Source organism: Bifidobacterium sp. LH_743 (genome assembly GCF_056355775.1).
Genome location: NZ_JBKESZ010000001.1, coordinates 236,441 through 261,684, shown reverse-complemented (window position 1 = coordinate 261,684; position 25,244 = coordinate 236,441). Strand labels below are relative to the sequence as shown.

Sequence of the window (25,244 nt, the reverse complement as noted above, 5' to 3'; positions counted from 1 at the left end):
GCTACATGCGACGATATACTGCGGCAATATACAACAAGGGGCTTTCCGGTTGATCCGGAAAGCCCCTTGCAATCACATATGGGCGCACACCCGCTCAACGCGGGTGACTCAATCAGCGCTCGGAACGGTTGATGGCCGAGATGATGGCCTTCAGCGAGCTGGTGACGATGGAGGTGTCGATGCCGACGCCCCACACGATGCTCGCATCATCCTCTTCGCCGATCTGGCATTCCACGTAGGAGGCGGCCATGGCGTCGGTGCCGACGGACATGGTGTGCTCCACGTAATCCATGACGGAAGCCTCGACGCCGAAGTTGCTCACGGCGTTGAGGAAGGCGGCGATCGGGCCGTTGCCGATGCCGGAGACCTCACGCTCAACAGGCTCGTCGACACCAACGTTCACGCCGCGGTCGAGAATGCGGGCCTTGAGCACGGTGTCGGAACCATCCTCACCGGAGGAAACGGACACCTTGAGCAGCTTCAGACGGCCCCACTGCTTCAGGGTCTCGTCCTTGCTGTCTCCGACCACGACGCCGGCTGCGGTCGCGCCGGATTCCTCGACCGGCAGGTACTCGTCCTTGAACAGGCGCCAGATGTCCTCGTCCTTGACTTCCTTCTTGGTCTCATCGGCGTAGTTCTGCACGACCTTGTCGAACTCGACCTGCAGGCGCTTCGGCAAATCGAGGTTGTGGTTGGTCTTGAGCAGGTAAGCCATACCGCCCTTGCCGGACTGGGAGTTCACGCGGATGATCGCCTCGTAGGAGCGCCCGATGTCCTTCGGATCAATCGGCAGGTACGGCACCAGCCACACGAACTTGTCCAGATCGGCGCCGGCGCGGTCGGCGGCAACCTGACGGGCCTCGAGGCCCTTCTTGATGGCGTCCTGATGGGAACCGGAGAACGCGGTGAACACGAAGTTGCCCGCATAAGGATGACGCTCGGAGATCTTGATCTGGTTGCAGTATTCGACGGTCTTGCGAATCTCCGGAACATTGGAGTAGTCGATCTGCGGATCGATGCCCTGGGTCAGCATGTTCAGACCAAGAGTGACCAGATCGACGTTGCCGGTACGCTCGCCGTTGCCCAGCAAGCAACCTTCAACGCGGTCGGCGCCGGCCAGCACGGCCAGCTCGGTGGCGGCCACGCCCATGCCCTCGTCGTTGTGCGGATGCAGGGACAGCACGATGGAATCACGGTTGTTGAGGTTGTTGGAGACGTACTCGACCTCGTCCGCGAACACGTTCGGCGTAGTCATCTCGACCGTGGCCGGCAGGTTGATGATCATCGGATGCTCGGGGGTCGGCTTGATCACGTCGGCCACGGCATTGCAGACCTCGACGGCGTACTCGGGCTCGGTGCCGGTGAAGGACTCCGGGGAGTACTCGTAGTACAGGTCGATGCCCTTGGCTTCGCTTTCAAGGCTCTTGCACAGTTCGGCGGCGTCGATGGCCAGCTTCTTGATCTCTTCCTTGTTCTTGCGGAAGACGACCTCACGCTGCAGCACGGAGACGGAATTGTAGAAATGCACGATCGCACGCTTGGCGCCCTTCAGCGCCTCGTACGTACGGCGAATCAGATGCTCACGGCACTGGGTGAGCACGACGATGGTCACATCGTCAGGAATGAGCTCGCGCTCAATCAGCATACGGATGAAGTCGAAATCGGTTTCGGAAGCCGACGGGAAGCCGACCTCGATCTCCTTGAAGCCCATCGACACCAGCAGGTTCCAGAAACGCAGCTTGCGCTCGGAATCCATCGGGTTGACGAGGGCCTGGTTGCCGTCACGAAGATCGACGGAGCACCAACGCGGTGCACGCTGCAGTCGCTTGCCCGGCCACGTACGCTCCGGGTAATCAAACGGCACCTGCTTATCGTATGCGACGTACTTGTTGTACGGCATCTTGCTGGGCTTTTGCGGAGCTCCAATGAAACGCGCCGGAGGCAGCAGCGGGTCGTTATTCCCTCCGTTGGACGCTGCGGCGACTGCCGCGAGATCGAATACTGACGATTGATCCTGACCCATCACTCCTCCTTATCTTTAGAGTCGAACCGGTTTGTGCCGATCCACATTGTTACGTGCATGTTACCTACCTGCACTGCCGCCCATACTAGCGACAACCAATCCCATATTTTGCCGGTATTTCGAGATATGACGGATTAGTTTCGATTTTCGTCTTCTTTTTTCACCCCATATCCAGATTTGCCGCATTACAGTGGGCATCATGAGCTTGCGATTCAACAGCGACGGCACGTTCCGCGTGCTGCAGATGGCCGACATCCAGGACGGACCGGACGTGCGCGAGGACACGATCCGGCTGATCGACGCCGCCATCAAGGCATCGCACCCCGATCTCATCGTGCTCACCGGCGACCAGATTCGCGGCTACGATCCCGCATACATCGACACGTTCCTGCGCCGCCGCGGCGAGCGCCCCGGCACGCACGTGCGTGCCGTCACCGAAATCGAGGCAAAGATACGCGGTATCAAACGACACCCCCTCACCAAAGCGCTGGCCGGATCACAGCCAGTCGACGAACAGTGGATGATCGACGGCATCGGCACCGATTCGCCGAAACTGGTGAGGACCGAAGGACGAGTCAGCACAGTCGGCAAGCTGGAATCGTGGGCGGAATCCATCAACCGCGCCACCGCCGCGTCACTGCTCGACGGCACGCGGCAGAAAGTACGAAACACGTTCTCCGCTTTTCTTGGTCCGGCGTTGGAATCGCGGATACCTTTCGCCGCGACCTACGGCAACCACGATTTCCAATGCGGCATCCTCGCCGACGAGCAGGATGACATCTACCGCGAATTCCCAGGCTGCATGAATCCCGTCGCGGGCTCGTCCCCCTTGGCACTTGAGCCGGGCACGTTCGCGATGCCAATCGAGGCGTCCGACGGTTCGGGACGTATTGCGATGAGCGTGATGATGGTCAATTCGGGCGATTACGCCGACGTTTCTCCCGACGGCAGCGCACGGCAGTCGGTCACCGAATACGCGAAGTACGCGGCGAATTCTCGCGGATGGGATCTGGCCGATTCCGACGGCTACGGCACCCCTTCTTTGGAAGCCATCGAATGGCTGAAGGACGTGCAACGCGAGCTGGGCAGACGCAATGGCGACGGGCAGGCAGTGCCGGCAATCGCCTTCCAACACATTCCGCCGCAGGAATTCTACGATTGCCTGCGCGAAGTGCCCGCCTACACGCCAAACGCCGTGGAAGGCGCGCGCACATTCGCCGGACACTGCTATGTGCTCGACCGTGACGTGTGCCGGCCCGGCTCCCGACTGGGCGAGGCGATAGGATGCGCCGACGTGAACGTGGGCGAAGTGGAGGCTCTGCGCGAGGCGGGCGGCTATTTCGCGCTGTTCTGCGGGCACGACCACAAGAATTCGTTCGTCGGGCACGTGCATGACATCGACCTGGGGTATGCGCCGACCTGCGGATTCGAATGCTACGGACCAAAATCACGGTTCCGCGGCATCCGACTATTCGAATTCCGCGAAAGTAATCCGATGGCCTACGTGACGCGCATGCTGACGTGGGGCGATCTGGTCGGCCGTTATTCCAGCAACGAGATGCGCGTGTTCTTTGAGGACCATTGCGTGACCGACCTCATCGGCGTGCGCAACGAGCTGCGTCGGCCGCAGGTCAGCGCCACGCTGCTGGGCGCGGGCGCGGTGACCTGCGGTGCGATCGGATACGCGGTGCGGGGGCTGCTGCGCGGTCACGGCAGACAATAATTATTCAGCCACGCATCGCGCTTTTTCTGCTTGATACCCGGATTCCCCTTGTATTCGGATTTCCACAGGAGCCACGCGTGCACTCAGCGCGACGACCGTTACAGCGGGAGCATGTTTATTCATTGGGAAGACACGCGTTGACACGAGCCACTCTCGCCGTCATCATCATTCACGGCGGTAATGGCAACATCTCAATCCGTACGGTGACCACTGGTCAGCGGAACAGGCTCACACCGCGTCTCGCCATGCAATAGGCGTTGCCCAGCCACGTATGTCTGGAATTCGGCCACACCGCACCCAATCGCGGCGCGTTCTGGCTCATCCAGATACTGGGCACGCGGCCATCGGCGGAACGCGAGCCAAGCAGGTTGAAGCCGTTCTTCTCCAGCAACCATTCCGGATGCTGCGTGGCGATCGCAAGCCCCTCCTCCAAAGTGAGCGGCAGCCGCTCGTCGGAATCGATCAGCTTGCGGGCCACATCCGGCTCACGATTGATATAGCAGGTGCCAGTATGCGGCTCAACCACCAGGTAGAAAGGGCCCTCCGGCGGCTCGAAGCCGTCCTGCGGAAGGAAACTGGCGATGTCACGCGGCGGCATGGTGGTGAAGCCAGCCATGCGGTTGATGGAAGTACGGGCAATCAACGATTCGGGCGACACCAGTTCGCGCGTGGGAACCAGAAGAATCCGCGTATCCAATCCGGCCTCATCGCCGCAATCCTCCAACGCACGGATAAGCGGACGCGCAAGCGCGCGGAACGCGGCAGCCGACATATCGGCCACGTCCGGATAGCCCAACGCCACGATACGGTCCAGCTGCTTCTGCGCTTCTTCTGATGCCTTCGACATGCCTACCAGTGTACGCGGGCGCGTGCTTTTCCCGGTATCGGCAACGTATTGCCATCACCACATTGCCGTCGTACCGTGTTTGTCCGATTCTGGGGAAACGGACAAACACGCGCCCAAAATCGCACCATAAATGTCCGATTCCCCAGAAACGGACATTCAGACGTTCCGAATCGCACTGCGAATGTCCGAATCGCCAGAATCGGACGTTCCAGCGGGCGGACCAGCATACGGATAGCGGGAACGGCTTGACGGCACGTTTTCATAGAATTGAACAACGCGTGTGGCCGCCCACGAAGTCGTTTGGGGCCGGCTGGTCGACCTCAAGCGTGAATCAATCGAATTTGCAGAGCAATTCCGTCATGTAAGCGAGAGGTTGTTATGTCCGAAAAGATCAAAGTCGGCATTCTCGGAGCCACCGGCATGGTCGGACAGCGTTTCGTCACGCTGCTCGAAAACCATCCGTGGTTCGAACTGGTCACCCTTGCCGCGTCCGCGCACAGCGCCGGCAAGACCTACGAGGAAGCCATCGGCGGCCGCTGGAAGATGGAAACCCCCATGCCCGAGTTCGTCAAGAACATGGTGGTCAAGAACGTGGCCGATGTCGAAGACGTGGTCAAGGACGTCGACTTCGTGTTCTCCGCGGTGAACATGCCGAAGGACGAGATCCGCGCCATCGAAGAGGAATACGCGAAGACCGAAACCCCGGTCGTGTCCAACAACAGCGCCCATCGCTGGACGCCGGACGTGCCGATGGTCGTGCCGGAGATCAACCCGGAGCACTACGAGGTCATTGAGCATCAGCGCAAGCGTCTCGGCACCAAGCACGGTTTCATCGCTGTCAAGCCGAACTGCTCCATCCAGGCATACACCCCCGCCCTGGCCGCATGGAAGGAATTCGAGCCGCATGAGGTGGTCGTGAGCACCTACCAGGCCATCTCCGGCGCCGGCAAGACGTTCAAGGACTGGCCGGAAATGGTGGGCAACATCATTCCGTTCATCTCCGGCGAAGAGGCGAAGTCCGAGAAGGAGCCGCTGAAGGTGTTCGGTCATGTGGACGAGGCCAAGGGCGAGATCGTGCCGTTCGACGGCCCGCTGCGCATCACCTCCCAGTGCATCCGTGTGCCCGTGCTCAACGGCCACACCGCCACCGTGTTCATCAACTTCGGTAAGAACCCCACCAAGGACGAGCTGATCGACCGTCTGGTCAACTACACCAGCAAGGCCGCCGAAATCGGTCTGCCGCACGCTCCGAAGCACTTCATCCAGTACCTGACCGAGGACGATCGCCCGCAGGTGCTCAAGGACGTGGACTACGAGGGTGGCATGGGCGTTTCCATCGGACGTCTGCGCGAGGATTCCATCTTCGACTGGAAGTTCGTGGGATTGGCGCACAACACCCTGCGCGGTGCCGCCGGCGGCGCGCTGGAAAGCGCCGAAATGCTCAAGGCGCTGGGCTACATCACCAAGAAGTGACGTGACGGCTGCCGGCAGCCGCAACTAAGCCGCGCAACCAAAACGCCTATCCAAACGCAAGGCCGACTCTTCGGGGTCGGCCTTTCTGCTATGCACCGGCAACTCATGCCAATGCAAAAAGAGAACGGAAAAAAGGGAGCGCAGCCGTACAGACCACGCTCCCTTGAAATGCTGGAATCGCCGGAATCAGCGACCGGTGCCGCCGTACACCACGGCCTCCACCTGGTCGGCATCCAAGCCGTAGGCGGTGTGCAGCGCCTTGACGGCGTCGTTGAGCTGCTCGAGCGGCACGAGCGCGGCGATGCGGATCTCGGACGTGGAGATCATCAGCACGTTCACGCCCTTTTCGCTCAGCGCGTTGAAGAATTTCGCAGCCAGACCGGAGTGGGTCTTCATGCCCACGCCGACCACGGCCACCTTGCCGACGTTCGGGTCGATATCAAAGGACTGGTAGCCCAGCTCGGCCTGCTTCTCCTGCAGCACCTCCTGGACCTTGGAGGCGGCGGCGCCCGGCACGGTGAAGGAGATGTCGGCAGTGCCGGTGGAGGCGGAGGCCTGCACGATCATGTCCACGTTCACGCCGGCTTCGGCCAGCATGGTGAACACCTTGGCCGCCATGCCCGGCTCATTCGGCACGCGGCGCACGGTGGCCAGCGATTCGGTGCTGTCGTGCGCGACACCGGAGATGATCGGCACTTCCGGACCCAGATCGGGGAACAGGTCGCCCATGGACTGGTTGTTGTTTTCGCTCATGTTCTTACCTTCGTTTGTAAAGTCTTGCGATTGTTATCGTTTTACGATTTCTGCGATTACGCGCTCCGGCCGGCCCTCAGATGTTCGGCAGCGTGCGCGGATCGACGCCTTCCGGCACGATCAGCGTGCCGCGACGATGAGAGAAGGAGCTGCGCACGTGCAGCGGCATGCCAAATCGCTGCGCGTATTCCACGCAGCGCAGCGCCAGTACCTTGGAACCGCAGGAAGACATTTCCAGCATCGATTCGTAGTCGATGACGGGAATGCGGCGGGCGGTCGGCACGATACGCGGATCGGCGGTGAACACACCGTCGACGTCAGTGTAAATCTCGCAGATATCGGCATGCAGAGCCACGGCAAGCGCGACGGCGGAAGTATCGGAGCCGCCACGGCCAAGCGTGGTGGCGTCGCCGCCTTCGTTCACGCCCTGGAAACCGGCCACGATGGCCACAGAACCCTTGTCCAGCGCATGACGGACGCGGTCAGGCTTCACAGCCTTGATATGCGCGGTGCCGAACTGCGCGTCGGTCATGAAACCGGCCTGGGAGCCGGTGAACGAGTACGCATGGGAGCCGGCCGCATGAATCGCCATAGCGAGCAAACTCATCGAAATACGCTCGCCTGCGGTCATCAGCATATCCATCTCGCGCGCCGGCGGGTTGGAATCGATGCTGAGCGCCTGATCGATCAGGTCGTCGGTGGTGTCTCCCATGGCGGAGACCACGACGGCCACGTCATTGCCGGCGTTCTTCGTTTCGATGATGCGTCGGGCCACGCGCTTGATCGATTCTGGGTCGGCTACGGAAGAGCCGCCAAACTTCTGCACGATGAGAGCCACAACTTATCCAATCTTCTTCAACGTATCGCCTGCCTGTTTTGGCAGACGGCACCCATTATAGGAAAAGTCCGATTTGTCAAGTCAAACCGCGCCCAGCATACGGAATACGCGCCGGCCCGACTCGCCTCTTTTGGGGCGGTTTCTGGCGGTTCCCGACAGTTCCGGAAGACCATCCCATAGCTCGACGAACTTCGCCGGCAGATCGAAAAAGACGTCGGTTCAGACGGCACGACGGCCGGCAAGCGCCCTACCCAGTGTGATCTCATCGGCGTATTCGAGGTCTCCGCCCACAGGCAAACCGCTGGCGAGGCGCGTCACCTTGATATCGGTCTGGCTGAGCAACTGCGAGAGGAAGCTGGTGGTGGCCTCGCCCTCCACGTTCGGGTTGAGCGCGAGGATCACCTCCTTGACTTCGTCGTCCTTGAGCCGTTCGATGAGCTTCGCTATGTTGAGGTCGCTTGGCTGGATGTTGGCCATCGGATTGATGACTCCGCCGAGCACGTGGTACATGCCACGATATTCGCGGGTGCGTTCGATGCTCATCACGTCCTTCGGCTCCTCGACCACACAGATCACGCTATGGTCACGGCGCGGATCGGCGCACACCGGACATGGGCTGGTTTCGCACACGTTGCCGCAGATATCGCAGAACCGCACTTTTTCCTTGACTTCCGTTATGGCGTCGATGAGTTCCTGCGATTCCTCGTCGGAGGCGTTGAGCAAATGGAAGGCGATGCGCTGCGCGCCTTTCGGACCGATGCCGGGCAAGTGCCCGAACGCATCGATGAGTCGTTGGATGGCACCGTCATAGGCCAAGGCCATGGTTGTTCACACCTTTCTGGTTCACGCCTTTCATTTGGCATGGTTCCACTGTCGTTCCGCGTTTACTCCGCAACGTGAAGAGACGTGCAGGCTAGTCGTCGAGGGTCTTTTTCACCTGCATGTTACGCGGATTGTGAGGATCGTCCGCGGCGAATTCCTCCACCTTCTTCACTTCGAACAATCTGCTGAGATCGTTCACGTCCAGCGCGTCGGAAGCGCCGATGGATTCGTCGCTCATGGAGTATTCGTCATCCTCCGGGGCGACTTCGGGTTCCGGAGGGCCTGCCATCACCGGTGTGGGCGCACCCCAGGGATCGTTGGAATAATCGGCTTGCCCTGCCTGCGATTGCGCTGGCTGAGGCTGGCGCTGCGATTGCTGGGCAAGTGCGCGCGGACGAGCGCTTGGCTGTTCCGTCGGCGATGCCGCCTGCAGCGCGGATGGAGTCGAGGACGGGTTCTCAGGCGACGGCGTGGATGACGGTGCGGGCAACGGCGTGGCCCACGGGTCGGTGTCGTCGCTCATATCCGGCACGGCCACGTGTTTTTGATGGCGTTCCGGCGATTTCACATTATTGGCCGCATTGGATGCCGCTTCGGCGATTGTGGTCTGCTGCATAGGAGCGCCCCACGGATCGTCGTCCATCGTTTCCAGCTGGTCCGGCTGGGCTTTTCCTCCGGACAGCGGAATCGCCCATGGATCGTCATCGGCGAATCCGTTCCCCGCACCGGCGGAGGCGGCTCGATGGTCCTCTCCGTCGGAGGCGTCGGCGGAATCGCCGGCATCGCCCGATTCTCGGAATTCCGGCTGGGACTGTCCTTTGCCGGGCACCTCCATGTCGGATGCCTTGCCGAGATTCGCGGCCAGCAGCGTGGCCGTCTTCAACTGCTCCTGCGCCAGCTGGGCGTTGATCTTGCTCTGCTCCTCCAAGCTGAGCTTGCTCCACGGCACCGCCGTGGAACCGTCCGCGAGCTTCTTGGCTGGGGCGAGCGTGATGCCGGGGCCGAACACCTTGTGCACCTCGCCACGCACTATCTGGACCACGTTCGTGGTGCCATCGACCGATTCCTTGGCCACAGCCTTGGCGAACGCGTATTTGCTCAACGGCTTGTCGAATTTGATCCACAGACGACCCTTGCCGCTTTCCAGCATCACGCGCGGCACCTTTTCGCGGTCCACGTAGCGGCGGACGTCCTCGGGCAGTCCGGCGACGAGCGCATCCCACTTCTGGTCGGGGGTGCGATCGTCCGACATCGTCGTCCGGGCTTTGGCCGATTCGGCCAATCCGGCTGTTTCTGCGACATCCTGTGTCGTTTCGCCCATCGCCTGCTGCACTTGGGCCAGCACGGAAGCCGTTCCGGAAACGACGGCGTCGGCCGGATTCACCGGTGCCGACGATGGCGCAGCATGCCTGCCCTGTTCCTGTGACTGCGCGGCGTATCTGCGCGAACCGGTCGCACGCGGACGTTGCGAACCCGTCGAAGTGGCCGCAGGCGCGGACGCTGCCACCGCAGGCATGCCGGAGGATAGAGCGTCGGAGACGGCGATGGCCGTCTCCGTCTCGCGGCCGGCAAGCAGGCGCGCGGCCAACAGTTCCAATCGCATACGCGGGGAAATCGCACCGTTCATGTTGGCCAGCGTTGCATTGACCGTGTCCGCCATCTGCGTAAGCGCCGCCAATCCCAATGCGGAGGCCTGACGGTGCAGATCGTCCATGTTCTCGGCAGCCGTGTCATCGGAAAGCACGCTTTCCGCGCGTTCACCGCCCAAAGTGAGCACTAGCAGGTCACGCACGCGGGCCAGCAGGTCCTCCACGAAGCGACGGGGATCGAATCCGCCGACCACGACCTTCTGAATCACGCCATACAGCGCCTCGCCGTTCTTGTCGGCGACCGCATCAATCGCCTCACCGATCAGCCCATCCGGCGTGAAACCCAGCAACGCGACCGCGGAATCGTATGCAATCTTGCCGTCGACGGCACCCACCATCAACTGGTCGAGCACGGACAGCGTGTCGCGTACGGAACCGCCGCCGGCGCGCATGGCCAGGCGCAGCACGCCCTGCTCGGCCTCGATATGCTCGTCCGCGCAGATTTTCTCCAGATATGGTCCCATGACCTCCTGCGGCACCAGACGGAACGGGTAATGGTGGGTACGGGAGCGGATGGTGCCGATCACCTTGTCAGGCTCAGTGGTGGCGAAGATGAACATGACGTGTTCCGGCGGCTCCTCCACGATTTTCAGGAGCGCGTTGAAGCCCTGCGGCGTGACCATGTGGGCCTCGTCAAGGATGAAGATCTTGTAACGGTCGCGGGCGGGCGCGAAACCGGCACGCTCGCGCAGTTCGCGGGCGTCGTCCACGCCGTTGTGCGATGCGGCGTCGATTTCCACCACGTCGATGGAACCGGGACCGCCGGTGGCGAGGTCGCGACAGCTTTCGCATTCGCCGCACGGATGCGAGGTCGGGCCCTTGGCGCAGTTGACGCAACGCGCCAAAATACGGGCGGAACTCGTTTTGCCGCAACCGCGCGGGCCGGAGAACAGATAGGCGTGCGTAAGCTTGTTCTCATCAAGCGCCCTCATCAGCGGAACCGTGACCTGGTCCTGTCCGATCACGCCATCGAACGTGTCGGGACGATACCTTCTATACAGTGCCAGTGCCATCGCAATAATCCTTCCGCCGTAGTGTTCTAAGGGTACTGATGAATTACGACACGTCCGCCAGTCGGAACGCGCCAACACCCGACCAACACAGCAGGTTTGTCGCGTGTCAGTCGGATCCGTGGCCGACTTAGCCGGTAATCTGGGAGACAAGTGCGTAAAACTCCATGTCGTGTCAGCCGGATGCCAATGGGGGATTGGAGGAGAGCCATGGCCGAAACAGCCAAAACAACCATGAGTGCCATCGGAGATGCCCGACGCACGCAGATCGTGCAGGCGGCCCGGACCATCTGTCTGGAAAAAGGGTTCTCGAAGATCACGATCAGCGACATAGCCGAACGCGTCGGCATGACCAGATCGCTTTTCTACCACTATTTCCAAGACAAGAACCAAGTAGCGGACGCCGTGCTCGACGATGTCATCAACGAGGTCATCGCCCGTCTGGAGGAATGGAACGAGCATCGTGAGACGGGCAACATCTCGAAGGCGCTTGATGACGTGGTGCGACTGACCCGCTCCCTCATCGCCGACGAGGGACCGTTCAGCCAGCGTCTCATCGAAGACGGCAACGCCGGCCTGTATCTTAAGTTCATCGACCGCGCGGCCGATCGCATCTCCGATTACCTGTGCGGCTCCACGGTACGCGAGTTCAAGCAGCTTCATGGCATGCCGATCACCAACGAGCACGAGACCTTCTACACGTTGATCGTCGGTCTGATCTCGCTGATCCGTCTGCACCCCGACATTGATGACGTCATAGTCAGGCAGGTCGCGGCGCAGACGCTGCATCTCGACGAATACCTGTGATCGGACGACTCGCGGGGACGGTCAGGCGAGGAATTCTCCGGTAAGCGGATCGCGGCCGTCCCGTTTGATGGCCTCAAGCACCTGATTCCCATCGTCCGCAGCCAGGCTTTCCGCCACCGCCGGAGGAACCAGCACGCGCAGCGAACGGTTCCGTACGGAGACTCTCACCGGCAGACGCCCGACATACTCACCGTCGGCCATCAGCACCGGCGGCTCGTCGCCTTCGGCGGCGCGGGTGATTTCGATGTCACGCACGCGTTTCCATCCGAAGACCCGGCTGCCCAACAGCCTACCGTCGTAGGCGCGCGACACCGCGTCCACGCATTCGGCGAAATTCGGCATATGGTCGAACCAGACCAGATCAAGAAGGCCGTCCGAGAACCGCGAATACGGCGAGACCTCGATGCCGCCGCCGATATGGCGCGAATTGGCCACGGTCAGCAACGGGGAGACGATGTCCCGCTCCTCCACGGAGCCGTCGGCCAATGTGGCCTTGACATGGTATCCGTAGCGCTTCATGTGCGTCAGCTCCACGAGCACCGCGGCGAAATACCGCAGTGAACCGTTCGGCAGATGCGAATGGTTGGCCCGGTCGTTGATGCTGGCATCCAAGCCGCATGACAGCATGCCTGCGTAGTAGCGGTCGATGCCGTCGGCTTCCGAACGCTTCGGGGATTCCGCCGAATTCCCAGTGGTATCCAATCCGTCAACGCCCGGCTCATCATCGGCATGGCCACCAGGCAAAGACTCCACAAGACCCAGATCCACATCAACATGCGTGCCCCGCACAATCGCACCGACAATGCCGTCGACGGCGGTCTCGACACGATTGACCGGCAATGCCAGCCCGCGTGCGAAGTCGTTGCCGGAGCCGATGGCCACGATACCGAGCGGCTTGCCGGAGCAGCCTACCGCATTGGCGCCAAGAGCCACCATGCCGTCACCGCCGACCGCGACCAAATAATCATATTCGTCGCTGCGGCGACGGGCGTTCGACAGGGATTCGTCGAAGCTCGCGCCGGTCACATCGATCACGTCGAAGCCATGCCTGCGCCCGGCCTCGCGCAACAAGTCGAGGACCTGCCCGCTTACCCGCGCACCCTTGCCTTTGTTCGATGTCGGATTACCGACCACGGCGACAGTCGTATTCGCATGTGACGTTTGACTCATACTTGTACGATAGCCACGACCGGCGCCACGCGCCAGAACGATGAGACCACCGGCGAACCCGGTCTGCTGTGACGCACCGGCGAAACCGCGCACCACAGCCATACGGAGGCCATGGTCTAGCCACATGCAATTGGTCCGGCACGCGATTGACGTTCCACCCATGGTGCGAACGGCAGCTGCGTGGCCGTCCGCACCGAGACCAGCACGTCCTCGTCTTCGACGGAGCACGATCGCAGCACTGTCTCGTTGGCGGCCGCCGTACGCGAGGCGACCAAACATGGGTCGACGGCACCGTCACGCAACGAGGTCGCAGCCGCCACCGCAGCCATATCCGCCGTATTCTGCGCACGATGAGCGCAGAACAGCAGATTCGCCACCATGGCGATCGCGCCAAGCATGATCGAGGCGATTGCAATCAGCGCTACTCCGGATATGGTTCCGGAGCCTTCGTCGGCACCGGCCAGCCATCGCCTCGCATCGTTCAAGCGTTCAACAACATGTTTCACGATATGTTTCACACCTGCACATCCTTTGTGTCGGAACGATTCGGCATGCGCCTCATCAGTAGTATCTGGTTGCTTTGCCCACAACCTGGGCGGGAATCAATCCAGTCGGGTCGGACATGATGGGGCAGCGCACGGTGACGGTGACCGCATCCGTATCGTTCGTGAACGACACCGTCGATCCGTCACCGGCGACAGATTTCGCCGCGGCTACTGCCCGGCGCTCACCATCCGAGTCAATCGTCATAGCACGTGCCCCGGCGGCAGCGGCATCCTGGCAATTCATGGACACGATGGCGCCGCGTCCAAGGCACAGCACCAGCATCGCCACTACCGCCACACAGGGAAGCACCACCGCGAATTCGGCGGTGACGGCTCCACGTTCGGCCTTAACGACATGGCGCCTCCACCATCGCACGACCATGGCTTACCCCACGCTCAGCGCCTTCTTGATGATGTTGGTCAGCAGCGTCTTGACGGCATCGGATTTCACGATGGCCACCAGAACCGCGGCGAACGCCGTGGCCGCCACCAGAACCACCGCATATTCGGCGGTGACCGCGCCTTTTTCGGATTCATCGGACGGCTGCATGGACATCAGAGTGCGCATGCGCGCATCCAACAGGCAGGCCGTCCTATTGGCCCGGTCCCTGGCCGCGCCAAGTTTTCGACCCACTCGCTCCATCATTCCCGACGAGCCGTCGGCATTGATCGACATTGCGTTGTTCATGACGTTTCCTTTCTCTAATACGCGTTTCTTTTGGCACGTATCTTTTTGGTACGTGTCCGACCATCCGGCCGGATTCGTTCAGTGTCGCGCACAAGTCATCGCGTATGTCTCGTTCCCGTGGGGTTGTGGTCGGAGAATGCGGGTTATCCACACCGTCGGCGTGTCATCCACAGTTATCCACAGGCCCGCAAGGCATGCGAAAACCGAGCGACACATTCCCCGGCGAAAACACGTGATGACCGTTCATCACGGGACCCACGTCAATGCAAGATCATGCAAAATCAATGCAGGAACGACATCACAGCAGGAATCACGCCAATCGCCACAAAGGCCGGCAGCATGCACAATCCGGTCGGCAACAGAAGCCGGATCGACAGTTTCGCCGCGGATCGTTCGATCCGCGAACGCTCATCCCAGTCCAGTTGCTCAATCGCGGTTTCCAGACGATTGACGGGAGACGAGCCGCTCGACCAGGATGAGGCGAACGCGTCACGGATCACGGCAAGGTCGTTACCATCAGGCCATGCCTCATCCCAAGCGACGCCGTCCTGCAATCGTTCGCCGGCCAGACGCAGGCCGGCACCGAATTCATCGGACGCAATGTCGCCGACCGTGATCAGCGCGGTCGGAATGGATGTTCCGTGACGTATCGCCACGCCCAGCATCTCCAGTGTCAGCGGCAACGGCATGGCGCAAGGTCGTCCGCCGGAATCGGGAGGCGAACGGACCGGCGACCACTCATATAGCCATACAGCGCCTGCGGTGCATACCGCCGCCGCGACAGCCCATATTCCGTCCATCATCCTCCTTCCTGCCGCAATAGCGCACGTATCCAAACCAGACCGACGGCATAACAGCATCCCGCGAATCCAAGGCACGCCCATCCCCTGCCATCACCCAGCAGAAATCGCACGGGATGTGCGCCCATGCCTTCGCCCAACGCCACCGTCAATGCCGGCAACGCCATCAGCAGACGTGCCGTCGCCTGTGGCATGGCGTAGGCATTGGACCGCAGATCGTCCATCAATCGCTGCCGTTTCAACGATGCGGCAACCGCATCCAGGCAACGGCTCGTCTCGCAGCCAAGGGACAGGCTGAGCATGCAGACTGCATGGAGCTCCGCTCCGAGCCGTTCACGCCGTTCGGCATGACGACGGTTCCTGCAACGGCTCCGCACCGCCATGTCGATACGAAAACGGGTCAATTCAGGTACCGCGAAAGGCGCACCGTGCAACTCCTCGAACGCCTGCACCAACGAAGCCCCTCCGCGCACGGACGCCCGCAATGTGGCCACGAATGCGTCGGCACCGATGGAGGGGAGGCTGCTCGGGCTGCCATCAACGAGTTCTTTATTCTGGCCAACGTCACAATCCCGGCCGCCATCCTCATTACGGCCAATACCCGCCCCATCCTCGTGAGCTCCGCACAATGCGGTCTGGCACCAAATCAGACACCGGACCAGCAGCCGAGGAATCGGCAGATCCTCCCAGGACGCGTTCCGATTCAGCCGCATCCACACGGCCATGGCCGTCAGCATCGCGGAACAGCATTCCCAGACCCCCATCACGCACTCCACCTGTCCGCGAAGTCTCTCCAATGCTGACTGGCCCGCATCCGCCGGCCGTCCCATGCGGCCAGCAACCGCCCCCGCAACCGTCCGTCCGCCGTTTCCAACCTGCCGACCTGCGCAATGCGCCGTCTGCCACCAACGCGTTCCACGTGCATTACCACATCGAACGCGTTCTCGGCGAGCGCAGCCGTGGCCCGGGGATCCAGTCCGGCAAGCAATCCCAACGACACCAGACGCGCCGGCACCGCCTTCACCTGGTTGGCATGCAACGTGGTCATGCCGCCGCGATGTCCGGAATTCAACGCTCTCAGCAGATCCGCTATCTCACCTCCACGGCATTCGCCGACCACCACGCGGTCCGGCCGCATGCGCAATGTAGCGGCTATCAGCGTGGGCAATCCTATGGCGCCGACGCCTTCCACATTGGCTTCGCGCGTGACCAGCGAGACATGGTTGGCATGCCGGATCATGCCCAGTTCGCGCACTTCCTCGACGGTGATGATGCGCTCGTCGGGCGGGCAGAGCATCAGCATGGCCTTGAGCAGTGTGGTCTTGCCTGCTCCCGTGCCGCCGGTCACCAGCACGCTCGCCTTATTCCGCACCAAACCTTCCAGCACGGGCATCCATGCGGCCGGGAACATGGCGTTGCGCGCCAGCGATTCCAAATCAGGAGACACGGCGTTCGGCAATCGTATGCTGATGGCCGCGCCCTGCGGCACCAAAGGCGCGATAACGGCGTGCACACGCAAGCCGTCCACGGTGGATGCGTCCGCGATTGGGCGGGCGTCGTCGAGCCGTCGTCCGAGCTGTGCACATAATCGCACGGCGAAATCGCGAATCGACTTCGCGGACGGAAAGCATTCCGGAAGAGGACACGCCCGCATGCCCTGCCCCCGATCCACCCAGATCATGCCGTCGCAGGTCACCGCGATGTCCGTGACGCCCGGTTGTGAGGCGAGCGCGCTAAGGGGTCCGAGTTCCATGGTCGCCCCGCTTGCCCTCCAACGCCTCCTGCACGCCGTCCGCCAGTATGGACAGCGCCTTGGCGCTCTGCCGGTTTGGTCTGCGCAACCCAAGTCCGCCTAACAGCTCGCTGCACAATCTGGCATCCGATTTGATGACCGCTTCGACGCCACGATCGAGATAGTTTTCCGCTTCTTCGATTGTGGTCGCGCCATTGCTCCGTATGATGCCCCGCGGTTCGATGCCGACGATGAGATGTCGGTCACGGTTGTGCGGAAGATCCTTCGACTGCATGGCCGCTTTGGCGCGGGCGAGGCCAAGCACCGTCAATTCGACGGCCGTGACGCGTATGGCTTGGGTAAGTTCCGGCACATCCCGCAGACCATGCCATTGGCCGACGTCCACGACCACCGCGTCCCGTATCTGCGCGAGCGCACGGACGCACGACTGGACCTCCCACGATTGCGGATTCTCGTTTTTCCAAGGATCGCAGGCCAGCAACGGCACGCCATCCCATACCGGCAGTTCTCGTACCAACGCCTTGCCGTCGATGTTGCCAAGCGGCGCGCTGACATCCCCGAAACGGGTGCCGTCCTCGTTCTCCACGCCCAGCAGCACATCAAGTCCTCCACCTGCAAGATCGGCGTCGACCAGAACGCTTTTGCATCCGCGTTCCGTCAACTCGCGGGACAGCAAAGCCGCTAGGGTGCTGGCTCCGATTCCGGCGACGGCGGCATCGACCGTCACGACATTGCACAACGTGGCCGCCGATGCAGATGTTCGGTCCATTTCGGCTGGTCTCGAACGCGCGTTTCCCACACCCGCCATCGGACCGCGGGATCCTCCCCTGCCAGACATGTCGATCCATTGCGAGATTGCATCGTTCGCGGCGGCGGACGGTGTGTAGAACCGTTGGGGCGATACCGTCCTGCGTCCGGGAGCCGTCCGCACGTCATGGCCATCGGAATCGTCATGGGAACCGTCGGAGCGTGCGACGTGGACATTCCGCCCGCCATTTGACGGCAGCGGCACCGGAGGAATCTGCGAAAAGGAAACTGCATTACTCATATCGCGATTGAAAAGCGCGGCCGTCATCGCACGCAAGCCAATCGGCCCCTGTGGTCGGAGAACGAGGGTTATTCACAGCGCCGGTGTGTCATCCACAGCCATCCACAACGCTACAGCCAGCCACAGCACGTCAGCACGCCGTCACTCAAAACAACGCAAAATGACGCAAAACAACAAACAACGCAAAACGAGAAGCGCACAAAAAAGGAAGACCCGCCGAAGCGGGCCTTCCTGCAAGAATCCTCGGAGCAGAATCGCTGCACAACAACATCGTCGTAACGGTAAGTCTATCCAATGCCCGTTCAACGTAACAACCATTCTCGGTCATACACACCTTGTGGGGCTCTGCTCTTCAGTTGTCCTTGTACTTCGTAATTATGCTCGCCATCGCGGTGGATGCAAACCGGAACCGGACAATGTTCCGTTTTTATCCAAAGTGTTGTTTTGCGATCGCAAGAATCGAAAAAATGCATCATCGTGTGCGAATCGAACCGCGTGTATGTTCAATCACGTTCGTTTGAGCTGAAAAAGCGGCGTGTCGACCCGGATTTCGCTTAATCAATGAACGAATGTAAACTCCGCCTTAATTTTCCTGAGTTTCGCAAGACATTCCAAGCACTTAAGGATAAAGTAGAGAACCATGGCACAGATTTTTGACGCACCCTCAAAGGCGATCCTGCGCAGCCAGATAGCTGAGCACATCGCCGAAACAGATAAGAACGACAAGCGCGAGCTTCAAGCCGGTGAGGAGCCGCTCCCCACCGACCGCTTCTTCGACCGTGAATTGAGCTGGCTGAAGTTCAACAAGCGCGTCCTCGAACTCGCCCAGGACGAGGACCTGCCGGTCATCGAACGCGCGAGCTTCGCCGCGATCTTCGCGAACAACCTCGATGAGTTCTTCATGGTCCGTGTGGCTGGCCTGAAGCGCCGCATCGACACCGGCATCGCCGTGACCGCCGCCTCCGGACTGAGCCCGAGGCAGCAGCTGCGCGCCATCAGCGACGAGGCGCATCGATTGCAGGACGAGCACGCGCACTACATCATCGACCACATCCTGCCCGATCTGGCCAAGGAGCAGATCGTGCTGCTGAGCTGGGACAAGCTCACCGCGGCCGAGCAGGAGCGCCTCTCTCGCTACTACCGCCAGCAGGTGTTCCCCGTCCTGACGCCGCTCGCCGTGGATCCGGCACACCCGTTCCCGTACATCTCCGGCGGCTCGCTCAACCTCGCCGTGCTGGTGGAGAACCCAGCTTCCGGCAAGTCGCACTTCGCCCGTGTGAAGGTTCCTGGAAACCTGAACCGTCTCGTGCCCGTCGACGACCTGACCGAGGACGAGAGCAGCAACGTGCGCTATGGTTTCATCACCATGGAGAACCTGATCATCGCCCATCTGGAATCCCTGTTCCCGGGCATGATCATCAAGGAGGCCCGCTCCTTCCGCGTCACCCGTAACGAGGACATCGACGTGGAGGAGGATGACGCCGAAAACCTGCTCAACGCCATGGAGAAGGAGCTGCTGCGCCGCCGCTTCGGACCGCCGATCCGTCTGGAGATCTCCGACGAGACCAGCCCGTTCCTGTCCCAGTTGCTCGCCGACCAGCTGCGCGTCAGCGCCGACGAGGTCTACCGTCTGCCGGCACCGCTCGACGCGACCGTGCTGTTCGAGCTTGGAGGCATCGACCGTCCGGACCTCAAGTACCGTCCGTTCATTCCGACCACCAACCGTCAGATCGCGGAGGTCGAATCGTCCCGCGCGCAGGACATCTTCGCCGCCATCCGCGAACGCGACATCCTGCTGCACCACCCGTACGATTCCTTCTCGACGTCCGTGCAGGCGTTCCTGGCACAGGCCGCCGCCGATCCGAAGGTGCTGGCCATCAAGCAGACGCTGTACCGCACGTCCAGCAATTCGCCGATTATCGATGCGCTGATCGACGCCGCGCACGCGGGCAAGCAGGTGCTGGCACTGGTCGAGATCAAGGCGCGCTTCGATGAGGACGCCAACATCGCGTGGGCCCGCAAGCTCGAACGCGCAGGCGTGCACGTGGTGTACGGCATCGTGGGATTGAAGACCCACTGCAAGCTGAGCCTCGTGGTGCGCCAGGAAGCCGACGGACTGCGCCGCTACTGCCACGTGGGCACCGGAAACTACAATCCGAAAACCGCCCGCATCTACACCGATCTGGGTCTGCTGACCTGCGATCCGGTGGTCGGCCAAGATATGACCCGCCTGTTCAACCAGCTGTCCGGCTACGCACCGAAGTCGAGCTTCCACCGTCTGCTGGTGGCGCCGCGCACCGTGCGTTCCGGTCTGATCCAGCGCATCCGCCGCGAGGAGGACGCCGCGCGCGCCGGCAAGGAGGCGTGGATCAAGATCAAGGTCAACTCCATCGTCGACGAGAAGACCATCGACGCGCTGTACCGCGCCAGCCAGGCCGGTGTGAAGATCGACATCGTCGAACGTGGCATCTGCGCGCTGAAGCCCGGCGTTCCGGGACTTTCCGAGAACATCCGCGTGCGTTCCATCCTCGGACGTTTCCTGGAGCACAGCCGCATCTACGCGTTCGCCAACTCCGACGGCCCGCAGATCGGCGAAGGCCCTGCGGCCGGCCCGGAAGTGTGGATCGGTTCCGCCGATCTGATGCACCGCAACCTCGACCGTCGAGTCGAGGCGCTGGTACGCATCGTGGCTCCGGAGCAGATCGACGAGCTCATCAAGTACGTCGATTTGCAGATGGCCGATTCCACCGCGTCGTGGCACATGCAGCCCGACGGCACCTATGTGCGTCACTGCAAGGATGAGGAGGGACGCCCGCTGGTCGACAGCCAGGAATACCTCATCAAGAAGCACACCCGTCGTCCGGCACGTCACTGACGTGAATCCACGATGAATGGCCGATCCGCGTAATCGCGCGGGTCGGCCATTGCCTTGTTACGGGTGGTTTGCATACGCATAGCTTCCGTACGGAAATTTTGTACGGGCGATTGCTGTACAGGCGGTTCCCGCGGCGCAATACCACAGCCAATCCACCCAACCTGGAACCCCCAGCCTAGAATAGGAAAACATGAGCGAAAAGATGAGACGGGTCGTGGAGGCCGCCGGCGGCATCGTATGGCGATGGAAGGCCGACAGCGATATCGCGGCGAATCCGGCGATCGCGGCGCAGCGATCGACCGAAGAACAGCTCGACAGCATCGAAGTATGCATCGTGCATCGTCCGAAATACGACGATTGGAGCTGGCCGAAGGGCAAGCTTGAGCCCAACGAGACGCATCGGCACGCGGCCGTGCGTGAAATCGGCGAGGAGACGGGCGAATCCGTGTCGCTCGGACCGTATCTGTGCGAAGTCGAATACCCGCTTTCCGAGGAAGGCAAGAAAACCCGCCATTCGCGCGATTGCACGGTCGACACCAAGCATACGTTGTATTGGATGGCGCAATCGATTTCCGCCGATGACGCCGAACATCTGTTGGACGCGTTCGGGCCGGTGCACCGCGCGGACGTGGGCGAAATCAACGACATCGTCTGGGTTTCGCTACGCGAGGCGCGCAAGATTCTGACGCATTCGACGGACAAGGAAACGCTCGCCGTGTTCGTGGACCGCGTGCAGGAAGGCGCGGCACGGGCGCAGAAACTGCTGATCGTACGCCATGCCAAGGCGGAATCACGCAAATCGTGGAAGGGCACCGACGCGAACCGTCCGATCACGCCGAAAGGCGCAGCCATGGCGTTCGCACTCAATCGCGAGCTCGCCTGCTTCAACCCAACCCGCCTGGCAACGTCACCATGGTTGCGCTGCCAGGAGACGCTGCAGGTGCTCAGCTGGCAGAGCGAACGGCCGATGGAGCACGTCGACGCGTTGACGGAGGATGCGTTCGCCGAGCATCCGGCCATCGCGTGGATGGCGTTCCGCGAGCAGATCATGCGGACACTCAGCAGCCGCGAAACCACGGCCATCTGCATGCATCGTCCGGTCATCGGCGGCATGTACGACCATCTGCGCGGACTCTGCTCACGTAAGCAGCTCGCCAAGCAGCTCATCGCGAAATCGCCGTTCATGCCCACCGGAACGGCGATGGCACTGTTCATCATCGACACTCCGCAAGGCCCCAGCATCATCGACATCCAGAAGGTCGCACCCATTGTCTACTAACATGCACTACGGTTCAGGCTCAGTGATTCCCAGCCGTTCCGCCGGTTTCACGAACACCGGTTCGCCGCGTCCGGCGCGCCCCGGCCAGCTCGACCAGATGATGGCCGACAACATCGCGGGAGGCGCGGATCCGGCGCAGATCAGCGAGATGAGCCACGCTTCGGCGGCGGCCCTGCTTGACCGCGTGCACCATACGCAGAGCGCTGAGTTGGTGGAACGTGTGCTGACGCTGGTGGACCGCGAAGGTGTGGATGTGATCGCCGAATTGTGGAGTCATGCCGATCCCGATTCACTGCCGGGCATTCTATGGAGGCTGTACCTGCTGCGCACGTGGATGCGGAAGAACCGCGAATCGATCGCCCGGCTGTGGCGCATCGGCGAGCCGGTGGCCACCACGGCATCCGCGATCGCGGGCGTGGACCAGGCGCCGACGGAGGACGATATCGCCCGCACCGCCGATTCGATTCTGGCCGGCGCGTTCACCGGCGATTTCGCGGTTGCGCTCGAACGGGCCGCGGCCTTCACCGACGTGGTCGCGTTGGGCCTGCGCATCGAGGCACGCAAGCTGGCTTCGTTCGGCACTTCCGGCGATTCGGCAGCTTCCGTTGCCGCAGCTTCTTCCATGGCATCTTCCGCGGCGGCCGTTTCCACTGATCAGATTTCCGCCGTTGAGAAGCGCGCACGTGCGAAAGCCGCACGGCTGATGCACACCGCGGGCAATCTGTTCGCCACGGCCAAGGATTTCCGCCATGGGGCGAATCTGTGGAAACGTGGACGATTGGAATGATCGAAATAGTCACCGCGACACGACGACCCACAGCGTCCGAATCGACGCTACAATAGGAATTCGCGTCGGGCCATGCATAGCCCCGGGCTCCATTTTTTGCCGCTGCGAGCGGCCTTTGCGCCGACAGGCGCTTTCGTGGTTCGGCGCATTCCTTCTTCTTTTTCGAATTGTCGATTTCTGATTTGCGCCAAACCAAATTTTCGCTCAAAACCAGAACTTTGTTCCGGACTTTAGGCCGATCCACAACCTCATCCCAAGCCAAAACGACGCGTTTCCCGGCATACGGTTTATGGACTACGCTTAGAAGCCATGGATATTCACGTTTTGAACCACCCGCTGGTGGACCACAAGCTCACCGTTCTTCGTGACAAGAACACTCCTTCCTCCACCTTCCGTGAGCTCGTTTCCGAGCTCGTCATGCTGGAGGCTTACGAGGCGACCCGCGACGTCGAAGTCGTGGACAAGCCGATTGAAACCCCGGTCGCTCCCATGGTCGGCAAGCATATCGCTTCGCCGGCTCCGATCATCGTGCCTGTGCTGCGCGCGGGTCTCGGCATGCTCGACGGCATGACCAAGATGATTCCGTCCGCGGAGGTCGGCTTCTTGGGCATGAAGCGTGACGAGGAGAACCCGACCCAGCAGATCACGTATGCGAACCGTCTGCCCGAGGACCTCACCGGCCGTCAGTGCTTCCTGATCGATCCGATGCTCGCCACGGGCGGCACGCTGGTCGCGGCCACCCATTACCTGGCCGAACGCGGTGCCAAGGACATCACCGCAGTGTGCATTCTGGGCGCTCCGGAAGGTCTGAAGTTTGTCGAGGAGAACCTCGACCCGTCCATCAAGTTCAAGCTGGTGCTGTGCGCCGTCGACGAGAAGCTGAACGACAAGTGCTACATCGTGCCGGGCCTGGGTGATGCGGGCGATCGTCTGTATGGCGTGATCGACTGATCATCCATTGCGCAAGCGTCGTTACGGGCTGAAAACGCCCGTTCCGATGCCAGCAGAGCCCAATCCAACATCCACAAAAACGGCGGTGCCGGATATGCGGCCGCAACCCGAAACCGGGAAACGGACCGCACGTCCGGCACCGCCGTTTGTATATGGCCATATCAGCCGTATACAGCCGTATGCCAGCCGACGCTACTGCGCGTCGGGTACGAACGCTTCGAAGATGTGGCGGTCGAACTGGTCGCCGCACTGCGCGTATTCGTCGCGGCTGCGCACCGTCCACGACACCGGCATGGCGCCCATGAACCGCGCCAGCTTCATCTGCGGGCTGTTGCCGCCCTTCCAATCGTAGGCGATGAAATCAGGGCGGGAAATCCAGTCGAACACCAATGCGCCGGCCGCATATTCCTTGCCCAGCGCAACCGGATCGGCGGGCTTCTCATCGCCTTCCGGCCACCAGGACAGCTGTCCGCGGCACACTTCCGGGCGGTTCTCCTTGTACCAGTTCACGGCCGCCGGATTGAACGACTCGATCACGTATTTGCCGGAATAGGCCTGCAGCAGCGCGTCGCCCTTCTCCATGAGCTCCACGTCGCGCGGATCCCACTTCGAATTGTCGTCGAACTTGTATTCCACGATCAGCGGCACGCGACCGGCCACCACCTTGAGCACATCGGAGAACAGCGGCACGTGCTGGTAATAGCCTTCCGGAGCATTGTCGGGGGTGGTGACCAGCGGCGGATCCTCCAACGCCAACGGCAGCGGCGCGGCCTTGCAGGCGCCCGGAGCGTCGGTCGGGAACAGCGGAATGCGGGTCAGCTCATCGTAGGTGAGGTCCGCGATGCGGCGCGGATCGCCGGCGACGCGCATCAGATCGCCATCATGCACGACCACGACCTCGCCGTCGCGCGTCATCTGCAGATCCAGCTCGATGCCATAACCGGCCTCGCAGGCGGCGGCGAAGGCGGCAAGCGAGTTTTCCGGGGCAATGACGCCGGAAACGTCCGGGCTGCCATAACCGGCCTTCATGGCCATGCGACGGGCAAGCGCCACGTATTCGCCGCTTTCGTCGGCGTATTGCGCGGTCAGACCGGAACCGGCGTCATGCAGACCGCGGTGCGCATACCACACATCCGGAATGGCCGGCACATAGTTGCGGCGCTTGTCGGAGAAGGAACGCGGGGCGATTGCCCACACAGCGGCACCCGCGACCACGGCGCCGCCGAGCAGCGCCTTCTTGAGAAACGACTTTGACATGGGCATCCTCCTTGCGATCGGCCCGCCCGCCGCGTCCCGTTACGCGGCAAGCCATCTTCTACGAGCGTAGCCCACTTCGGCCTTTTTCGCTCACGTTTTCACCGATTATTCAGTTTTCGCCGGCACTCCGAGCGTAAGACAATGAG

22 protein-coding genes are annotated in these 25,244 nt (G+C 61.7%); 7 read left to right on the top strand and 15 right to left on the bottom strand.

The window, feature by feature from the left end:
• Nucleotides 1-112: 112 nt before the first annotated feature.
• The gene (gene leuA, locus AC1ATL_RS01015; RefSeq protein ID WP_432622603.1) at nucleotides 113-2,023 is read right to left on the bottom strand and encodes a 2-isopropylmalate synthase; all 1,911 of its coding nucleotides are present in this window, start codon (nucleotides 2,021-2,023) and stop codon (nucleotides 113-115) included.
• Nucleotides 2,024-2,219: 196 nt separating this feature from the next.
• On the opposite strand from leuA, the gene AC1ATL_RS01010 reads away from it, so the two are divergent.
• Nucleotides 2,220-3,746, top strand: a complete 1,527-nt coding sequence (locus tag AC1ATL_RS01010; RefSeq protein ID WP_476568346.1) for a metallophosphoesterase family protein — start codon at nucleotides 2,220-2,222, stop codon at nucleotides 3,744-3,746.
• A 214-nt stretch (nucleotides 3,747-3,960) separates the two neighbouring features.
• Here the strand turns inward: AC1ATL_RS01010 and AC1ATL_RS01005 are convergent, their stop codons facing one another.
• Entirely contained in the window at nucleotides 3,961-4,593 is a 633-nt protein-coding gene (locus AC1ATL_RS01005; RefSeq protein WP_026646582.1) for a DUF5701 family protein, read from the bottom strand.
• Nucleotides 4,594-4,971: 378 nt separating this feature from the next.
• On the opposite strand from AC1ATL_RS01005, the gene asd reads away from it, so the two are divergent.
• Complete coding sequence (gene asd, locus AC1ATL_RS01000) at nucleotides 4,972-6,066, top strand: aspartate-semialdehyde dehydrogenase (RefSeq protein WP_026646583.1); 1,095 nt, start codon at nucleotides 4,972-4,974, stop codon at nucleotides 6,064-6,066.
• Nucleotides 6,067-6,252: 186 nt separating this feature from the next.
• Here the strand turns inward: asd and AC1ATL_RS00995 are convergent, their stop codons facing one another.
• From AC1ATL_RS00995 to AC1ATL_RS00980, 4 genes are all read right to left on the bottom strand, one after another.
• Nucleotides 6,253-6,819 carry an ACT domain-containing protein gene (locus tag AC1ATL_RS00995; RefSeq protein WP_026646584.1) on the bottom strand — a complete coding sequence of 189 codons (567 nt, stop codon included), beginning with the start codon at nucleotides 6,817-6,819 and terminating at the stop codon, nucleotides 6,253-6,255.
• A gap of 76 nt (nucleotides 6,820-6,895) precedes the next feature.
• Nucleotides 6,896-7,657, bottom strand: coding sequence for an aspartate kinase (locus AC1ATL_RS00990; protein ID WP_432622606.1), 762 nt, complete (start codon nucleotides 7,655-7,657; stop codon nucleotides 6,896-6,898).
• Nucleotides 7,658-7,876: 219 nt separating this feature from the next.
• Entirely contained in the window at nucleotides 7,877-8,479 is a 603-nt protein-coding gene (recR, locus tag AC1ATL_RS00985) for a recombination mediator RecR (RefSeq protein WP_204442422.1), read from the bottom strand.
• A gap of 91 nt (nucleotides 8,480-8,570) precedes the next feature.
• Nucleotides 8,571-11,141, bottom strand: a complete 2,571-nt coding sequence (locus AC1ATL_RS00980; RefSeq protein ID WP_432622608.1) for a DNA polymerase III subunit gamma and tau — start codon at nucleotides 11,139-11,141, stop codon at nucleotides 8,571-8,573.
• Between the two features lie 207 nt (nucleotides 11,142-11,348).
• Here AC1ATL_RS00980 and AC1ATL_RS00975 point away from each other — a divergent pair, with 207 nt between their 5' ends.
• Nucleotides 11,349-11,945 carry a TetR/AcrR family transcriptional regulator gene (locus tag AC1ATL_RS00975; protein WP_432622610.1) on the top strand — a complete coding sequence of 199 codons (597 nt, stop codon included), beginning with the start codon at nucleotides 11,349-11,351 and terminating at the stop codon, nucleotides 11,943-11,945.
• A gap of 21 nt (nucleotides 11,946-11,966) precedes the next feature.
• Here AC1ATL_RS00975 and AC1ATL_RS00970 read toward each other — a convergent pair whose 3' ends face one another.
• The 8 genes from AC1ATL_RS00970 to AC1ATL_RS00935 all read right to left on the bottom strand — a co-directional run bounded on the left by AC1ATL_RS00970 (nucleotide 11,967) and on the right by AC1ATL_RS00935 (nucleotide 17,949).
• Entirely contained in the window at nucleotides 11,967-13,115 is a 1,149-nt protein-coding gene (locus tag AC1ATL_RS00970; protein WP_432622612.1) for a diacylglycerol/lipid kinase family protein, read from the bottom strand.
• A 116-nt stretch (nucleotides 13,116-13,231) separates the two neighbouring features.
• Nucleotides 13,232-13,633 (bottom strand): Rv3654c family TadE-like protein, encoded by a 402-nt coding sequence (locus tag AC1ATL_RS00965; protein WP_476567799.1) that lies wholly within the window; start codon nucleotides 13,631-13,633, stop codon nucleotides 13,232-13,234.
• Between the two features lie 43 nt (nucleotides 13,634-13,676).
• Nucleotides 13,677-14,042, bottom strand: coding sequence for a TadE family type IV pilus minor pilin (locus AC1ATL_RS00960; RefSeq protein WP_432622616.1), 366 nt, complete (start codon nucleotides 14,040-14,042; stop codon nucleotides 13,677-13,679).
• Between the two features lie 3 nt (nucleotides 14,043-14,045).
• Nucleotides 14,046-14,306 (bottom strand): DUF4244 domain-containing protein, encoded by a 261-nt coding sequence (locus tag AC1ATL_RS00955; RefSeq protein WP_432622667.1) that lies wholly within the window; start codon nucleotides 14,304-14,306, stop codon nucleotides 14,046-14,048.
• A gap of 323 nt (nucleotides 14,307-14,629) precedes the next feature.
• Nucleotides 14,630-15,151, bottom strand: coding sequence for a type II secretion system F family protein (locus AC1ATL_RS00950; RefSeq protein ID WP_432622618.1), 522 nt, complete (start codon nucleotides 15,149-15,151; stop codon nucleotides 14,630-14,632).
• Nucleotides 15,148-15,912 carry a type II secretion system F family protein gene (locus AC1ATL_RS00945; protein WP_476567796.1) on the bottom strand — a complete coding sequence of 255 codons (765 nt, stop codon included), beginning with the start codon at nucleotides 15,910-15,912 and terminating at the stop codon, nucleotides 15,148-15,150. Before AC1ATL_RS00945 ends, AC1ATL_RS00950 begins: the two co-directional genes overlap by 4 nt.
• Complete coding sequence (locus tag AC1ATL_RS00940) at nucleotides 15,912-16,901, bottom strand: TadA family conjugal transfer-associated ATPase (protein ID WP_432622622.1); 990 nt, start codon at nucleotides 16,899-16,901, stop codon at nucleotides 15,912-15,914. The genes AC1ATL_RS00945 and AC1ATL_RS00940 overlap by 1 nt, the downstream gene beginning before the upstream one ends.
• A complete protein-coding gene (locus AC1ATL_RS00935; protein WP_476567793.1) occupies nucleotides 16,882-17,949 on the bottom strand; it encodes a CpaE-like family protein in 1,068 nt (355 codons plus the stop codon). Before AC1ATL_RS00935 ends, AC1ATL_RS00940 begins: the two co-directional genes overlap by 20 nt.
• A gap of 640 nt (nucleotides 17,950-18,589) precedes the next feature.
• Here AC1ATL_RS00935 and AC1ATL_RS00930 point away from each other — a divergent pair.
• From AC1ATL_RS00930 to upp, 4 genes are all read left to right on the top strand, one after another.
• Nucleotides 18,590-20,824: an RNA degradosome polyphosphate kinase gene (locus AC1ATL_RS00930; protein ID WP_476567791.1), complete on the top strand. Its 2,235-nt coding sequence runs from the start codon at nucleotides 18,590-18,592 to the stop codon at nucleotides 20,822-20,824.
• Nucleotides 20,825-21,014: 190 nt separating this feature from the next.
• Entirely contained in the window at nucleotides 21,015-22,103 is a 1,089-nt protein-coding gene (locus tag AC1ATL_RS00925) for an NUDIX hydrolase (RefSeq protein WP_476567789.1), read from the top strand.
• Between the two features lies 1 nt (nucleotide 22,104).
• Entirely contained in the window at nucleotides 22,105-22,890 is a 786-nt protein-coding gene (locus AC1ATL_RS00920; RefSeq protein ID WP_476568344.1) for a hypothetical protein, read from the top strand.
• A 309-nt stretch (nucleotides 22,891-23,199) separates the two neighbouring features.
• Entirely contained in the window at nucleotides 23,200-23,841 is a 642-nt protein-coding gene (gene upp, locus AC1ATL_RS00915) for a uracil phosphoribosyltransferase (RefSeq protein WP_476567787.1), read from the top strand.
• Nucleotides 23,842-24,033: 192 nt separating this feature from the next.
• Here the strand turns inward: upp and AC1ATL_RS00910 are convergent, their stop codons facing one another.
• Entirely contained in the window at nucleotides 24,034-25,098 is a 1,065-nt protein-coding gene (locus AC1ATL_RS00910; RefSeq protein WP_476567785.1) for a glycerophosphodiester phosphodiesterase family protein, read from the bottom strand.
• Between the last annotated feature and the right edge of the window lie 146 nt (nucleotides 25,099-25,244).